Consider the following 16,097-nt stretch of genomic DNA (forward strand, 5'->3'; position numbering starts at 1 on the left):
AGTCGCCCGCCAACGATTTGTTTGCGAACTGGTGCCCTCAGGGGACGTTTACAACCTGGGCGCGGCGTTAGCGATCTGATTACGTCTTTCTGGTAATGCGGGCATTCAGGCAGTCGCAAGGAGGATTAAATGTCGCGGTTACAAGAAGCTTTGGAAAAAGGGCGCAACGGGAACGCAATCCTTTTTTGCGGAGCTGGCCTAACAGCGGACTGTCTCAACTTTGAGGATGAGTCCACCGTGGGAGTAACCATTCATCTGCTTTCGATCTTAAACGAAGAGTTAAAAAGACGCGGAAAGCAAAATGGCTTCCGGGATATTCGGAACGCAGCGAAGAAGTTTAGAGAGGAGATCGGAAATCATTCGTTGATGAAGCTTCTCCAAGAGCGGTTTCACCTTAGTAAAGTCTCCGCGTCGATCGTGGACATTGTAAATTACCCTTGGGCGGCAATCTATACGACGAACTATGACAACGGAGTCGAGCTCGCTATGCAAACCGCAAGGCGGAAATTTAGCTCTGTTAACAACTTGGACGACCCTAATTCGAGCGCAAGCGGGACGCCAGTTATCCACCTGCATGGCTGCGCCAACAATTGGGATGATCGCAACTTTCTAGAGAGCTGCGTTCTAGACACAGATTCTTATCATCGCTTATCCGGTGTCAGAAACTGGCTCGACAAGTTGAGGTTCGACATCGAACGGGCGGAGCTTGTCGTTTTCGTAGGTTTTAGCGCTGCCGACTTTCATCTCTCCCAAGTATTTTTCGATGCTTCAGGACTCAAGAAGAAAGCATTCTTTATCAATCGACCATCGTCGGACCCTGATCCTGATGAGTATGCTACCCAACAAGATTTTGGCGAGCCACTCTACACGGGCCGAGAGCACTTAGGTGAATTGATCACGGAGGTGCTCAAGTCTGAGGCACCAGTCGAACCGCAACTTGCCTCCTTTTCCCGATATCTTCTCCCACTGCCTAGCGCCTCCGTCCCGCCGGTACAGGATATCGAAGATCTATTCATATGGGGCAAAGTGGTCCCGGGGCACTTAAAACGGGACAACGACATTTCGGCGCCTGACTATCACGTCCTTCGCGATGAAACCCAGCAGATCCTGGAGCATTTAGATCATAACGGGTCAGTTGTGCTTCTGCATGGTGATATTTGTGAAGGAAAAACCCTGATTGTCGCCGACGTCGTAGATCGATGCTCCAGTGCCAGGCCCGTTTTCACAATCCGACACACCTACTCAGACGTGCTCGATGAAGCGGCGTCAATATTGGCATACTACCCCAATGCTGTTCTCGTGATTGAAAATTGTTTCAGCCTCCGTGAAGATCGCCTCCTGGGTTTGGCTAGGCAGGTTGCAGCCAGTAGTGGTGGATTAATACTGACGTCCAGGACCATCTCCACCGAAGCCGAGTCCGGCAAGCTTCGGGGTATAAGAGCTGTGCCTTCCTTCAAAGAGGTCCAGACAAGCCGGTTAAGGCCTCGCGAGATAGGCGCTCTAGTTGCTCTAGTCGATCAGATAGCAGGGTGGCGAAATTTCCGTGCATTATCACCTGCCGAGCGCCAGCGGTTCATCGAAATTGATTGTAAAGGGGTCATACCCAGCGTCTTGCTGCGCCTCTTTGACTCTGAATACGTGCGAGAAAAATACCGTGAAGAATACAACAAGATTAGCTTCTCGAACGCAAATGAGCGTCAGATGTTCATCGCGGCGCTCCTCATCGCGAATATCGGCTTCGACGCCCCGACATCTCTCCTGAGCGACATATTCGAACAGGATTTCGTTTCAATTTTAAAACGCAGGGAGGCTGAGAGCGGAGGATTGCGGCTACTGCGAGTAGAGAGGGATGTTGTTAAGACAGTTCCTTCTATTGGCACTCGAAATCTATTGAGGACGATCGTTGAGACCCGCGACATCGTGAACACAACAATATTCATACTTGAAAAGATGGCGAGCGACATCCGACGGACAGATTTCGAGCAACACTTATTCGCCCAGTTGATGAGATACTCTATCTTGAGCTCGATTGTTTCTGACGAGAGCGAGATATACCGCTTTTTCGACCATGTTTCGAAGATATCGTTTTTCAGGGAAATGCCATTGTTTTGGCTTCAGTGGCACATGGCCATGTGCGCAAGTAAAAACTGGCTTGATGCCGAAAAATATCTAGACATGGGCAATACAGCGGCAGACGCTTTGGACAAAAGGCGACCGGAAAAATATAACCGAAAGCAGCTAGAAGATCGTAGGGCAAAGTTCTTAGCAATGCGAGCTGTCGCTAAGATGCGTTCTGGAACCGATCTTTTCAGAGATATCAAAGAGGCGCTAGACATCGTGGGCCGGCTCTTACGAGACAGTGAGCTAACTCATCACCCCTATGAGACTTTAAGCGAAATAGTGAAAAGTCTCGAGGTGCGGGGAAATACCGTTTTAGAGGTTCAGCACGGGCTCCTAATGTCTCAGTTAGATAATGTATTCAATCAAGCGAAGCGTAGGCTCGGAGTTGTACCCGAGGGACATCAGCGATCACAAGCCGGTAATTGGCTTTCAGCCGTTTTAGCGTCTGGCCTCATTAAGACGCACCCAATGTAGCTTTTTGATCGAGGGGCGGCGTAGACCGTGGATTACCAGCTTGCTGAACGCAGAATTATCGTGTTTGCTCAGGAGGAAGCTTCACCGCTTCAACGCACTGGCGTGCCTGCTCAAGGAGCGGGCCGCCCGAGTAGACGCCAAAGGTCATACCCTGCCGCTTGTGCCCGACCACGACTGCGATGGTGCTTTCCGGTTGCCCCGCCTGCTCTGCCTTGGTGATGAACCAGCGGCGGAAGCTATGGAAGTTCACGAGACCCCTGCGCTTGCCTTCGCGTCTTTCCTCCACGCCAACGCTGCGGCGATATGCGGTAAACTCGTTAGAGGTCTTGAAGGAGCGCTCTCGTAGCGAGGTGGATTTCTTCACGCCGGGCCATTCGGGGAAGATGTCATCCTCAGGTGCTTTGTCCTTCTTCCGGCGCTCAACGATCTCGACTAGATCGGGATGGATGGGGCAGAGACGTGGACCGGGCTCCTTCTTTTGAGGCTTGAATACGAACACGCCATCATCTCGACAGTCCTTCACCTTGAGGCACACAATGGCATCCAGGCGGGCTCCGGAGAGGGCGGCGATCCTCATGAGGTCGTCCATTTGGGGTTCGGCGGGGCCTTCGAGTAAAGCCTTGACTTCATCGTCAGTAAACGGGCGTTCCTTCTGGTCGGTGGTCTGCTGAGGCTCACGCAAGCGCCGTCCTTGCCAGATGTTGGACTCGACTTCGTGCCGGTTCTCTAGCCAGGTCCAATAGACCGAGAGGCGGCTAACGTATTTGTTGAGGGTGACAGGGGTGAGATTGGCGGTGAGGCTTGGAAGCTCGTCGCAAAACCGAACGGCCTCCTTCTTGGTCATATTCTGAAGATGAGGCGGAACACCGGCCTTGTTGCACCAATCCTTCAAGAGTTTCATCGCCCGCCTGTCGTCCGCCAATGTGCGAGCCTTGACATGCGACATTGCCAGAAACTTTTCGTGATGAAGGTCGATTGGTGTCTTGTCCCCCCGCGCCAACTGAGAAAATTCCGCAGCAAGCCGTAAGCGATCGGGGTCAAAGACTTCATGCCCATCCTCGTTGGTGGCACTGGGCCGACCTGCAAGGGACTCTGCCTGCCAGTCAATCTCTTCATCAATCTCGTCTCGCAACACCGGATCGAAAGCACCCTTACGCTGCTCGGCAAATTGAATCGCTTTCTGCATTGCTCGCTCGCGGCTCATAGATCGGGCCGCCTCCAACGAGAGCGCTGGATTTTCGGCGTGGGCGATGGTCGCTTTGAGTTCGGCGATAACCTCCCACTTGAGCCGGTTCGCTTCTTTGAGGCTGTCGGTCCCGAGTGATTTCTTTAGCTTGGTGCCGAGGCTCGCGCGTAACGTCCTGGGGACATTTACGACAACGCGCCACTGGTTCCCGTGAAGCTCCAAAAACATGCGATCAGATGAGACGGCCAACAAAGTCTCCGAGTACCCAAGAAAGTACCCATATCTAGTCCCGCAGGTATATGAATTTCAATAAGGATTTGACAGAGAAGAGAAATTTTCCAGATGAGGTTGTCTCCCGCTTAGCTCCACCAAATCTTCCCAGATTGCAGATCAACAAGCTTTTTAGGTCAGCATAACTGACATCTGTCAGGATTGTTCAGTTGCCGGTTTGCCAACAGCTGGAAACGGGTTTTCATATCCGTCGTTGAGGCTGGCCGATTCGGCGCCTCCCGGACCCGGACCATGACACGAGCAAGACGTCGCCGCATCATCAGAACCCGCAGGACCGCGACCGGTCTGGCGCTGGTCGGCTCGATTTCCTTTCTGGCTGGCATGACGGATGCGACCGGCCTGCTTCTGACCGGCGACTTCGTATCCTTCATGACGGGCAATACGACGCGCGCAGCATTGGCGCTGAGCAGCGGCGATGTCAGGCATGCTGCCGTGCTTATGTCGGCCATCATCGTCTTCGTGCTCGGCAATGCCGCCGGCATCGTCGTCGCGCATCGGGCCGAACGGCGCATCTTCGTCGTGCTCTGCTGTGTCAGCCTCATGCTGGCGCTGGCCTCGATGATGACGCTGCAGGATCTGCTGATGGCGCGGTTCTATATGATCGTACTCGCAATGGGCATGGTGAATGCGGCGGTCGAGCATATAGAAGGGCTGCCGATCGGCCTGACCTATGTGACCGGTGCGCTGTCGCGCTTCGGTCGCGGCATTGGCCGCTGGATTATCGGCGACCGGCGCCTCGACTGGGTGATCCAGATCGTGCCGTTGGGCGGCATGGTGCTCGGAGCCATCAGCGGAGCCCTTATGACGCGTCTTGTGGGCGCGCCGGCGCTTTGGCTGGTGTCCATTTTCGCGATGGCGCTGGCGATTGTGGCTCTGTTTATTCCCCGCCCGCTGCAGCGTCGGTTCAATCAGAAGATCGCTTCCCAGACGCATCAGGTGCATAGCAGGCGAGCCTGAGCGTTGCGATGTTGAGCGTGTCGCCGCCCTTCGCTAAAGGTACGGCTTCCTAGGTCGCCACTTCGTCGGCCATACCTCAGCGCTCTTTACGCGCCGAGCCTATTTCTTGGAGATCGTGACGAATTTCGTACCCCGCACGCGGGTGGTGACGATGCAAGGATCGCCGCCGGTGCGGTCGCAGAAGCGCGGGTTCATCTTCATGGCGAGCACCATGTTGCCGAAACGCTGGACGAAGTCGTAGCCGTAGATCTGCGCGGTGGCGATCATGAAGTAGCCGCCTTCAGCCACCTGAAGATAAAAATTATAGGTGCAGCCGTCTTCGTTGCATTGCGGACCCTTCTGGCCGTCGCAGGTAAGTTGACCCTCGTTGACGACGGCGTCTATCAGCCCGTCATTGTTAATATCCTGACGAATAAGGAAGCCATCACCGAAGGATGCTTCCGTGCATTGCTCCTGGAAATGCTTCTTTTCGTAGATCTCCGGGTCGGAGATCAGCGATTGCTGTGCGACGGCTGCGACTGGCATCACCAGCAGCAAAATGACGTTCAGGAGTACGGGCAGCAGCGTCTTCACGGCTTTCCTCTTATGGATAAAGGCTTCTCTGGCCTCCCATTCTCCATGCGCCGCCTTGCGCCGCCCTTGCCGCAATGATTCAGTGTGCCCCGTTCTGCCGGTCTGGAGGCCTCGATGTCATTGCTCGTCTATCTCGATTATGCCGGCATCGCCCTGTTTGCCGCGACGGGCGCGCTCGCCGCCTCGCGAAAACAGCTGGACCTGATCGGCTTCCTGTTCTTTGCGATCGTGACGGGAACAGGCGGCGGCACTGTGCGCGATATCATTCTCGGCCGCGTACCGGTCTTCTGGGTGTTGAATCCATTCTACATCGTCATCTGCTGTATTGTGGGAGTCGTCGTCTTCTTTACCGCCCATCTGCTGGAATCGCGCTATCGCCTGCTGATCTGGCTTGATGCGGTCGGTCTTGCCGCCTATTGCGTGCTTGGCGCCGCCAAGGGACTTGCCGCTACCGGTTCGCCGACGATTGCCATCGTCACCGGCGCCCTGACGGCGACCTTCGGCGGCATTCTGCGCGATCTTCTGGCAAACGAGCCTTCGGTGCTGTTGCGGCCCGAAATCTACGTGACGGCGGCGCTGGTCGGATCGGGCGTCTTTACCGGCGTCAATGCGCTTGGCGCCGAACTCTATGTCGCATCGGCCTGCGGCGTCGCGGCGGCCTTCGCAGTGCGCGCTGGAGCTTTGTGGTTCGGCTGGACATTCCCGACCTACAAACACATGCCGGGCCGGCATCCTGACGATGTGATGTAAGATCAGCCTTGCTTCTGGCGCAGGCGGATCACCACGTCGACATGGGAAATTTCCATGCCTTCGGGTGGCTGCGGCAGATTGTCGATGGTCAGATTGCTGATCGGAATATCGAGCACCTCGTTTTCGCCTTCGACAAAAAAGTGATGGTGGTCGGAGACATTGGTGTCGAAATAGGTCTTGGCGCTCTCGACGGCGAGAACGCGGATCATGCCGGCTTCGGTGAACTGGTGCAGCGTATTGTAGACGGTCGCAAGCGACACCGGCACACCTGCGGCAACCGCCTCCTCGTGCAGTTCCTCGACGGTCAAATGCCGGTCGCCCTTGGCAAACAGGAGATCGCCAAGCGCAACGCGCTGGCGGGTGGGACGCAGGCCTGCGCTGCGCAGCCTGACCTCAATGGCGATCGGGGTCTGACCCGTCATTAACACCAACTCCGGTTATTCTGGCGAAAAGCAATCATGTTTGTTCAAGCGATATAACTTTTGCGCAAAAGCCTTTCAATAGTTCAATGGGGACAAGAGCCTTCGAAAGGCCGCAAAAACGGGCTTTTGACGCAAATAGCTCTGGTCGCGGCCTTGGCCTTCCTGTATGCGACCACCAAATAATGGCTTATGCCCGGTCCAGGACCAAAAAATGAAGCTGCCATGCTTGCGCTTCATTTTCTGGGGAACTTGGACTAAAGACACACATCCATCGCCAAGAACGCGGGGGGAAACAGAGATTTATGACGACCAGACAGTCCAGCTACTCCTACGAAGAACTTATCGCCTGCGCACATGGTGAACTGTTCGGGCCTGGCAATGCGCAGCTGCCGTTGCCACCCATGCTCATGGTTCATCGCATCACGGACATTTCCGAGACCGGCGGCGCCTTCGACAAGGGCTATCTACGGGCCGAATACGATGTTCGTCCCGACGACTGGTATTTCCCCTGCCATTTCGAAGGCAACCCCATCATGCCGGGCTGCCTCGGCCTTGACGGCATGTGGCAGTTGACCGGTTTCTATCTGGGTTGGCTCGGTGAACAGGGCCGCGGCATGGCGCTCTCGACCGGCGAAGTGAAGTTCAAGGGCATGGTTCGCCCGCACACGAAGCTGATTGAATACGGCATCGACTTCAAGCGCGTCATGCGTGGCCGTCTGGTGCTCGGCACCGCTGACGGCTGGCTGAAGGCGGACGGCGAAACCATTTATCAGGCGACCGATCTTCGCGTCGGTCTCTCGAAAGATAAGACGGCCTGAAAACCGCATTTCGAGCGGCTCACGAAAACAACAAGGGTTTGATCAGATGAGACGGGTAGTTGTCACGGGTCTAGGTGTCGTGTCTTCGATCGGAAACGACGCGGCCGAAGTCACCGAATCCCTGCGCCAGGCAAAGTCCGGTATTTCCTTCTCCAGCGATTTCGCCGAACACGGCTTCAAGTGCCAGGTCTGGGGTAGCCCCAAGCTCGGCACAGACAAGCTCGCCGAACTGGTGGATCGCCGCGCGATGCGCTTCCTGTCGCAGGGGGGCGCCTGGAACCACGTCGCCATGAAGCAGGCGATCGCCGATTCCGGCCTCGAAGACAAGGATTACAGCGAAAACGAACGCGTCGGCATCATCATGGGCTCGGGCGGGCCGTCCACGCGCACGCTCATCGAAGCCGCCGAGATCACCGTCAAGAACAACAGCCCGAAGCGCATCGGCCCCTTCGCCGTGCCCAAGGCCATGTCGTCTACTGCATCGGCAACGCTCGCCACCTGGTTCAAGATTCACGGTGTCAACTATTCGATTTCGTCTGCCTGCTCCACATCCGCGCACTGCATCGGAAATGCCGTGGAAATGATCCAGTGGGGCAAGCAGGACATGATGTTTGCCGGCGGCCACGAAGACCTCGACTGGACCATGTCGAACCTCTTCGATGCCATGGGCGCCATGTCCTCCAAGTATAACGATACGCCCGATACCGCTTCCCGCGCCTACGACGTCAGCCGTGACGGCTTCGTCATCGCCGGCGGTGCTGGTGTGTTGGTCCTCGAGGAACTGGAACATGCCAAGGCGCGCGGCGCCAAGATCTATGCCGAAATCATCGGCTACGGCGCGACGTCCGACGGCTATGACATGGTCGCCCCCTCGGGCGAGGGTGCTATTCGCTGCATGCGTCAGGCGCTGGCGACCGTGAAGGGCGACGTCGACTACATCAACACGCACGGCACGTCGACCCCGGTGGGCGACAGCAAGGAAATCGGCGCCATCCGCGAAGTCTTCGGCGAAAAGATGCCGCATATCCAGTCCACGAAGTCTTTGACGGGCCATTCGCTCGGCGCCGCCGGCGTGCAGGAATCGATCTATTCCCTGCTGATGATGCAGGAAGGCTTCATTGGCGAAAGCGCGCATATCAAGGAACTCGATCCGGAATTCGAAGGCGTGCCGATCGTCCGCAAGCGTATCGACAATGCCAAGATCGACATTGCTCTCTCCAATTCCTTCGGCTTCGGCGGTACCAACGCCACGCTCGTATTCCAGCGCTATAACGGACAATAACATGACGGGAATCATGCAGGGTAAGCGCGGCCTCATCATGGGCGTCGCAAACAACCACTCGATCGCCTGGGGGATTTCGAAGGCGCTCGCTGCACAGGGAGCAGAGCTGGCTTTCACCTTCCAGGGCGATGCCCTCGGCAAGCGAGTCAAGCCGCTGGCGGCAGAAGTCGGCTCCGACTTCCTGCTCCCCTGCGATGTCGAGGATATCGCTTCGGTCGATACGGTCATAGACGCGATCAAGGAGCGCTGGGGCAAGCTCGATTTCGTCGTCCATGCCATCGGTTTTTCCGACAAGAATGAGTTGAAGGGCCTTTACGCGGATACCACGCGTGAAAACTTCAGCCGCACCATGGTCATCTCCTGTTTCTCCTTCACGGAGATTGCCAAGCGCTGTGCGTCGCTGATGGAAGACGGCGGCACCATGCTGACGCTAACCTATAACGGCTCTACGCGCGTCATCCCGAACTACAATGTCATGGGTGTTGCCAAGGCTGCTCTGGAAGCCTCGGTACGCTATCTCGCGGCCGACTACGGCCCGCGCGGCATTCGCGTCAACGCGATCTCGGCCGGCCCGATCCGCACGCTCGCTGGTGCGGGTATTTCGGATGCCCGCGCGATCCTCTCGTGGAACCAGCGCAATGCGCCGCTGCGCAAAACGGTGACCATCGATCAGGTCGGCAGCTCCGCGCTCTACCTGCTGTCGGACCTTTCGACCGGCGTGACCGGCGAAATCCACTTCGTCGATGCCGGCTTTAATATTACGTCGATGCCGGCGCTGGAAACGTTGCGCAACGCAGACGTCGATTAAGCGGCTCTACAATTCAATAAAAAAGGCGGCCATCGGCCGCCTTTTTCGTCTCTCTATTTGTTTCTTGTTCGTCTATTTCCGGGCCCACAGCACCTTGAAGCGGGCGTTGCGGCAGGTTTCGCCGCTATCCTTGAAGTGCTCCGCCAGAACCGGCTCATAGGGCAGGCCGCGATTGGCGACCAGCATCAGCCGACCACCGCCGCGTAGCGAAGAGGCTGCGGTCTTGATCATCGCCTGGCCGAGCGAAGGTTCGGCAGCGTGGCCCTCGTGGAAGGGCGGGTTCATGATGACGAGATCGTACTTGTCGCGCACCTGCTCGCCCGCCAGATCGTGCCAGAAGAAGCGCACAGGCGCGTCCGGGCAGTTCTCCGCCAGATTGGCCTTCGCAGCCTCCAGAGCCTCGTAGTTGGCCTCGTAGAGGTCAAGGCGGGCAAGGTTGGGGGATTTCTCTGCCAGTTCAACGGAGAGGTAGCCCCAGCCGGCGCCGAAATCGGCCACGTCACCGGTGAAATCGGTCGGAAGGCGCGAGGCGAGGAGCTGTGAACCGGCGTCGAGCCTGTCATGCGAGAACATGCCGGGCGAGGCGATGAAGCGGCCTTCGACCCGCACCGGCGACTTGCCGAACTTCGAAACGATCTCGCTGACATCGGCCGGCCGGCCGAACCAGAAGGCGACGCCATGATATTTGGGCATGTGTTCGATATCGAGGCCGAAGCCTTCCATCCGCTTGCGCAGCGGCTGGATGCCGTCTTCCTTGCCGCCGGCAATGACGATCAGGCCGCCAACCTTCACACGCGAAAGGGCAGCGGCGATATTGGCCTCGTTCTCGCCCTTGTGCTTGGTGCAGAGCACCAGGCCCGCATCGTAGCCCTCACCTTCGATCTCTGGCTTCGCCTCGATGCGCTGGGCCAGGAGTTGCCTGTAGAGCGGCTTGAAGCCCTGTACGGCATCCAGAGCGGCGGCAAAACCCTCAGGAAGCGCAAAGCCCGCCTCGGCGCCGAGGAAGAGCACACGCTGGCCTTCGCCTGGTGGCGTGACGGTTTCACTGGCAAAGGGATGGAAGAGGGTCTTCAGCGTCTCGCGGCTCATGGTCTGGTCCCGTCATCTGGAGCAATTCCAGGGAAAATGCACAGCCGTTCGTAACTGTGCGAAGGTCGAATACAAAAAGGGCGCGGAAACAATTCCGCGCCCGGATGTCAGCGTGGAAGACGCAGCTTATTCGGCTGCTTCGTCCTTCTTCTTGTCGCCCTTTTCGGCCGCAGGGATTTCCTGGCCGGTGGCCTGGTCGACAACCTTCATGGAGAGGCGAACCTTGCCGCGCTCGTCGAAGCCGAGCAGCTTGACCCAGACCTTGTCGCCTTCCTTGACGACGTCCTGGGTCTTCGCGACACGCTCGGAAGCAAGCTGCGAGATGTGGACGAGGCCGTCACGGGCGCCGAAGAAGTTGACGAAGGCGCCAAAGTCGGCGGTCTTCACAACAGTGCCTTCGTAGATCTGGCCAATTTCCGGCTCGGCGACGATCGAGTGGATCCACTTGCGGGCCGCTTCGATTTCCTTGCCCGAGGAGGAGGCGATCTTGACGGTGCCGTCGTCCTCGATGTTGATCTTGGCGCCGGTCTTTTCGACGATTTCGCGAATGACCTTGCCGCCGGAGCCGATGACTTCGCGGATCTTGTCGACCGGAATGTTCATGACTTCGATGCGCGGAGCGAATTCGCCGAGCTGGCCGCGGCTTTCGGTGATGGCCTTCGCCATTTCGCCGAGAATGTGGGCGCGACCACCCTGGGCCTGGCCAAGAGCGACCTTCATGATCTCTTCGGTAATACCGGCGATCTTGATGTCCATCTGCAGCGAGGTAATGCCGTCGGCAGTACCTGCGACCTTGAAGTCCATGTCGCCGAGATGGTCTTCGTCACCGAGAATGTCGGAGAGGACGGCGAAGCGGTCGCCTTCGAGAATCAGACCCATGGCGATACCGGCAACCGGCTTGGCAAGCGGTACACCAGCATCCATCAGGGCGAGCGAGGTGCCGCAGACGGTGGCCATCGAGGACGAGCCGTTGGACTCGGTGATCTCGGAGACGACGCGCAGCGTGTAGGGGAACTGTTCCGCCGACGGCAGCATCGGGCGAATTGCGCGCCATGCGAGCTTGCCGTGACCGATTTCACGACGGCCCGGAGAGCCCATGCGGCCGGTTTCGCCAACCGAGTAGGGAGGGAAGTTGTAATGGAGCAGGAAGCGCTCCTTGTACATGCCCGTCAGGCTGTCGACGTACTGTTCGTCTTCGCCGGTGCCAAGGGTGGCAACCACGATCGCCTGCGTTTCACCGCGGGTGAAGAGCGCCGAACCATGCGTGCGCGGCAGGAGGCCGACTTCCGATACGATCGGACGAACGGTTTCGAGGTCGCGACCGTCGATGCGGCTCTTGGTGTCGAGAATGTTCCAGCGGACGATCTTGGCCTGAAGATGCTTGAAGATCGCGCCGACCTCTTCGGCCGTGTAGCGGGCTTCGCCCTCTTCCGGGAGGAAGTGTGCCTTCACCTTCGCCTTGACGGCGTCGACGGCGGCGTAACGGTCGGCCTTCTGGGTGATCTTGTAGGCTTCGCGAAGTTCACCTTCGGCAAGGCCGAGCATTTCGGTTTCGAGAGCGGAATAGTCTTCCGGCTGGAAGTCACGCGGTTCCTTGGCGGCAACTTCGGCGAGCTTGATGATCGCGTCGAGAACCGGCTGGAAGCCCTTGTGGCCGAACATGACGGCGCCGAGCATGACGTCTTCCGGAAGCTCCTTGGCTTCGGATTCGACCATCAGGACGGCATCGTAGGTGCCGGCAACGACGAGGTCGAGGCTCGATTCATCCATCTCGTCGAGATGCGGGTTGAGAACGTATTCGCCATTGATGTAGCCGACGCGTGCGGCGCCGACCGGACCCATGAAGGGAACACCCGACAGTGTCAGGGCAGCCGAGGTCGCGACCATGGACAGGATATCGGGATTGTTTTCGAGGTCGTGCTGGATGACGGTGACGACGACCTGCGTGTCGTTCTTGTAGCCTTCCGGGAAGAGCGGGCGGATCGGGCGGTCGATCAGGCGGGAAACGAGGGTTTCGTTTTCGCTCGGGCGACCTTCGCGCTTGAAATAGCCGCCGGGGATCTTGCCGGCTGCGTAAGTCTTTTCCTGATAGTTGACCGTCAGCGGGAAGAAGTCCTGGCCGGGCTTCGGAGCCTTGGCGGAAACGACGGTGGCGAGGACGACGGTTTCGCCATAGGTGGCGAGAACGGCGCCGTCAGCCTGACGGGCGATCTTGCCGGTCTCGAGCTTGAGCGGGCGGCCTGCCCACTCGATTTCTACTTTATGTGTATCGAACATGTCTTGTCCTTCAATGCAGCCAGCGCGCCTTCTCCGTCAGGAGCAGCGCAGGGTCGACCGCAATCAGTGTGACGTATCACGGGCAAGACAACGGGAAGCTTCGAGCGGACGATTTCCCTTGGGAAATCGGGCCAAAGCTCTTGCGAAACTCTGGCCGAAAGCATCCGGCAATCCTGCCCCATGACAGGTCAACGGTTGGTCTGGCAGATCCGGCCCATCCGGGTCCGCCGGTCTTCCATCGCGGGAAATAGTGCGCGGCTGGAAGATTTCATCGGGTGCGTCGTCCCGAAATACATCCGGCGGACGCCCGAAAGCGCCCGCCGGAGAATTTTAGCGGCGAATACCCAGGCTGGTGATCAGCTTGGAGTAGCGGCCTTCATCCTTCTTCTTGAGATAGTCAAGAAGCGAGCGGCGGGTCGAAACCATCGTCAGCAGGCCACGGCGGGAATGGTTATCCTTCTTGTGGTCCTTGAAGTGGTCCGTCAGGTTATTGATACGTTCTGTCAGGATCGCAACCTGGACTTCCGGAGAACCGGTATCGCCTTCGACGGTTGCATATTCCTTGATCAGCGCAGCCTTGCGCTCAACAGTGATCGACATCGGGGATCCTTTCGTAAGAGGAGACTAGGTCGCCAAAAGCCGGGATGTCGTCCAGCTTTGGCCGTGAACGCAATCGGGGGATACCCCAGACGCTGGCGCTGCGTATAAACCAAATAAGCAGCGATGGAAAGAGGGGGCTTCCGTGGCGGCTGGTCAGCGCCCCGCCATGGAGTCTCGGATCATCGCATCATATCCCGCAGGATCCTGCAGCATGGCGAAATGGCTGGCATCCTTCAGGATGATGAGCTTTGCGCCAGGAATCTGTTTCGCCATCATCTCCGTGTGAGCGAGCTTTACGGCCTCGTCATGGTCGCCGATGGCGAGTGTGACGGGTACCGTGATCTTCCCGAGGTCCGCGGCGGTCCAGGCGGGCTGCGTTGCCCACATTTCCGAGATCTGATTGACGAAGGCATCGTACTCGTTCGGGGTCGGCGACAGCTTTTTGTAATATTCGCCGGCGACATTGATGTAGTCGTTGAAGGTCTTGTTGCTCATGACGTCGGACTTTACGCCATCGGTCGTGACATTTGCCGCCTGGGCGATGACGCGCGTGAGTTTCTCCGGATGGTTCATCGCCATGTCGATGCCGATGATGCCGCCGTCCGACCAGCCGACCAGCGTCACCTTGCCGATTTTCAGATAGTCGAGAAGTGCCGCATAGTCCGATGTCATCAGATCATAGCCAAAGGGCTGCTGGCTGCGCGTGGAGCGCCCGTRCCCGCGACTGTCGGCAACGATGACCAGGTGATCTCTAGCGAAATCGGCGACCTGATGGCCCCAGATGTCGGCATTTCCAAGCCCGCCGTGGATGAAGAGGATCGGGTCGCCCTCGCCATATTCGGCGTAATACATTTTGATGTCGTTGACCTCAGCCATGCCGCTGGCCTTCGGCTCCGGCATGGGAGGAAAGGCCGGAAGCTCTGCCCAGCGCTCGGCGGATTGAGCGATCGTAACCGTGATAAACAGCGAAAAGAATGTCAGTATTCCCAAAGCGATTCTGCGCATATTCTTCCCCTATGACGGGCCGTTATGGCCCATCGGGAAACATATCGCATCGCTGCCTTCTGACAATTGCCGCTGTTTTTCGGCCGTCAGCCGAAAACGCGCTTCGGCCGGAATTCGCCCTGTCCGATCTCGCCGATCGCGATCAGCCTGCCGCGTGCCGTCGCATAGGCCTCGCTCTCGGCAACCGGCGCATCGCGGCCGCGTACCAGGATCGGATTGCCCATCTTCAGGCGGTGCGCCTGATCATCGCTGATAATAAGGTGCGGCAGGGCCGACAGTGCCTCGCAGGTGTCAATCAAGAGTGCATCGAGCGCGGCAAGACGCTCATCCATGTCCTCGATCTCTTCGAGCGCTGTGAGCTTTTCAAGCGGCACCATCGTCTCTTCGGCGAAGGGTGCTACGAAGGTACGGCGCAGGCCTGAAATGTGGCCGTAGCAGCCGAGCTCGCGGCCGAAATCGCGGGCAAGTGCACGCACATACGTGCCCTTGCCGCATTCCACCTCGAAATGCGCGGTATTGGCATCCGGGCAGGCGAGAAGTGTAAGGCGGTGAACCTCGACCTCGCGCGAGGGGATCTCGACGGCCTCGCCGTCACGCGCCAGATCGTAGGCGCGTTCGCCGGCGATTTTGATCGCGGAAAACTGCGGCGGCACCTGGCTGATCGTACCGATATATTTCGGCAGGATATCGCGGATCTGCTGCTCGGTCGGGCGCTTGTCGGAACTCTGCGTCACCTCACCCTCGAGGTCGTCGGTCGCCCGCTCTTCGCCCCAACTGACCGTGAATTCGTAGATCTTGCGGCCGTCCATCACATAGGGAACGGTCTTGGTGGCGTCGCCGAGCGCGATCGGCAGCATACCGGACGCGAGCGGATCGAGCGTGCCGGCATGGCCGCATTTCTGCGCCTTGAAGAGCCACTTGATCTTGGAAACGGCTTCCGTCGAGCCGAAATCCACCGGCTTGTCGAGGATCAGCCAGCCGGAAATCGGGCGGCCCTTGGGTTTACGTGGTTTGGACATCAGTCTCTTCTGTTATTCTTCGTCATTGTCGAGATCGCGGCTCACCTCGGGTGAGCGCAGCAGGTCGTCGATCTTCTTGTAATTGTCGAAGCTGGTATCATCGCGGAAACGCACCTCCGGCATGTACTTCATCTGTCTCAGCTGCGGTCCAAGCCGGCCGCGGATGAATTTCGCATTGCGGTTCAGCGCCTCGATGACGACACTGTGGTTGGAAACGCCGAGCGGCGTGACATAGGCCGTCGCGATCTTCAGGTCGGGCGACATCCGCACTTCGGAAATCGAGATTACGGTCGCTTCGATAATGTCGTCGCGCACTTCGCCGCGCTGCAGCACCTGGGTGATCGCTGCGCGAACCTGCTCGCCGACGCGCAACATGCGCTGCGAGGGTGCCGATGTTGTGGGTCTTGTTGCCATTGTTCTTTATC

15 protein-coding genes are annotated in these 16,097 nt (G+C 58.1%); 6 read left to right on the forward strand and 9 right to left on the reverse strand.

The features are described from left to right. Positions 1–129: 129 nt before the first annotated feature. Positions 130–2,595, forward strand: coding sequence for an SIR2 family protein (locus tag AC1DF8_RS04510; protein WP_477995104.1), 2,466 nt, complete (start codon positions 130–132; stop codon positions 2,593–2,595). Positions 2,596–2,650: 55 nt separating this feature from the next. Here AC1DF8_RS04510 and AC1DF8_RS04515 read toward each other — a convergent pair whose 3' ends face one another. Further along, positions 2,651–4,030, reverse strand: a complete 1,380-nt coding sequence (locus AC1DF8_RS04515; protein ID WP_477995105.1) for a DUF6538 domain-containing protein — start codon at positions 4,028–4,030, stop codon at positions 2,651–2,653. 273 nt (positions 4,031–4,303) lie between these two features. Here AC1DF8_RS04515 and AC1DF8_RS04520 point away from each other — a divergent pair, with 273 nt between their 5' ends. Beyond that, positions 4,304–5,029 (forward strand): YoaK family protein, encoded by a 726-nt coding sequence (locus tag AC1DF8_RS04520; RefSeq protein WP_113146737.1) that lies wholly within the window; start codon positions 4,304–4,306, stop codon positions 5,027–5,029. A 99-nt stretch (positions 5,030–5,128) separates the two neighbouring features. On the opposite strand, the gene AC1DF8_RS04525 is transcribed toward AC1DF8_RS04520, so the two are convergent. Beyond that, a complete protein-coding gene (locus tag AC1DF8_RS04525; RefSeq protein ID WP_018114606.1) occupies positions 5,129–5,602 on the reverse strand; it encodes a hypothetical protein in 474 nt (157 codons plus the stop codon). Positions 5,603–5,716: 114 nt separating this feature from the next. Here AC1DF8_RS04525 and AC1DF8_RS04530 point away from each other — a divergent pair, with 114 nt between their 5' ends. Then, positions 5,717–6,352: a trimeric intracellular cation channel family protein gene (locus AC1DF8_RS04530; protein ID WP_112542860.1), complete on the forward strand. Its 636-nt coding sequence runs from the start codon at positions 5,717–5,719 to the stop codon at positions 6,350–6,352. A 2-nt stretch (positions 6,353–6,354) separates the two neighbouring features. Here the strand turns inward: AC1DF8_RS04530 and irrA are convergent, their stop codons facing one another. Beyond that, positions 6,355–6,774, reverse strand: coding sequence for an iron response transcriptional regulator IrrA (gene irrA / locus AC1DF8_RS04535; protein WP_018114608.1), 420 nt, complete (start codon positions 6,772–6,774; stop codon positions 6,355–6,357). A gap of 302 nt (positions 6,775–7,076) precedes the next feature. On the opposite strand from irrA, the gene fabA reads away from it, so the two are divergent. Genes fabA through fabI form a run of 3 tightly spaced genes read left to right on the forward strand, consistent with a single transcriptional unit; the run spans position 7,077 to position 9,682 of the window. Then, a complete protein-coding gene (gene fabA, locus AC1DF8_RS04540; RefSeq protein ID WP_007814145.1) occupies positions 7,077–7,592 on the forward strand; it encodes a 3-hydroxyacyl-[acyl-carrier-protein] dehydratase FabA in 516 nt (171 codons plus the stop codon). Positions 7,593–7,638: 46 nt separating this feature from the next. Beyond that, the gene (gene fabB, locus AC1DF8_RS04545) at positions 7,639–8,874 is read left to right on the forward strand and encodes a beta-ketoacyl-ACP synthase I (RefSeq protein WP_029616380.1); all 1,236 of its coding nucleotides are present in this window, start codon (positions 7,639–7,641) and stop codon (positions 8,872–8,874) included. Position 8,875: 1 nt separating this feature from the next. Beyond that, on the forward strand, positions 8,876–9,682 hold the full coding sequence (gene fabI / locus AC1DF8_RS04550; RefSeq protein WP_477995106.1) for an enoyl-ACP reductase FabI: 807 nt from the start codon (positions 8,876–8,878) through the stop codon (positions 9,680–9,682). A gap of 72 nt (positions 9,683–9,754) precedes the next feature. On the opposite strand, the gene AC1DF8_RS04555 is transcribed toward fabI, so the two are convergent. The 6 genes from AC1DF8_RS04555 to rbfA all read right to left on the reverse strand — a co-directional run bounded on the left by AC1DF8_RS04555 (position 9,755) and on the right by rbfA (position 16,086). Next, complete coding sequence (locus AC1DF8_RS04555) at positions 9,755–10,771, reverse strand: class I SAM-dependent methyltransferase (protein WP_477995107.1); 1,017 nt, start codon at positions 10,769–10,771, stop codon at positions 9,755–9,757. Between the two features lie 126 nt (positions 10,772–10,897). Continuing rightward, positions 10,898–13,048 carry a polyribonucleotide nucleotidyltransferase gene (pnp, locus tag AC1DF8_RS04560; RefSeq protein WP_112970197.1) on the reverse strand — a complete coding sequence of 717 codons (2,151 nt, stop codon included), beginning with the start codon at positions 13,046–13,048 and terminating at the stop codon, positions 10,898–10,900. A gap of 330 nt (positions 13,049–13,378) precedes the next feature. Further along, positions 13,379–13,648, reverse strand: a complete 270-nt coding sequence (gene rpsO / locus AC1DF8_RS04565) for a 30S ribosomal protein S15 (RefSeq protein ID WP_477995108.1) — start codon at positions 13,646–13,648, stop codon at positions 13,379–13,381. 153 nt (positions 13,649–13,801) lie between these two features. Beyond that, positions 13,802–14,653 (reverse strand): alpha/beta fold hydrolase, encoded by an 852-nt coding sequence (locus tag AC1DF8_RS04570; protein ID WP_477995109.1) that lies wholly within the window; start codon positions 14,651–14,653, stop codon positions 13,802–13,804. An 86-nt stretch (positions 14,654–14,739) separates the two neighbouring features. Next, on the reverse strand, positions 14,740–15,672 hold the full coding sequence (gene truB / locus AC1DF8_RS04575) for a tRNA pseudouridine(55) synthase TruB (protein ID WP_477995110.1): 933 nt from the start codon (positions 15,670–15,672) through the stop codon (positions 14,740–14,742). Positions 15,673–15,684: 12 nt separating this feature from the next. Beyond that, a complete protein-coding gene (gene rbfA / locus AC1DF8_RS04580; RefSeq protein ID WP_112542851.1) occupies positions 15,685–16,086 on the reverse strand; it encodes a 30S ribosome-binding factor RbfA in 402 nt (133 codons plus the stop codon). Positions 16,087–16,097: the final 11 nt, after the last annotated feature.

This window comes from Rhizobium sp. 05N49, from assembly GCF_056396805.1.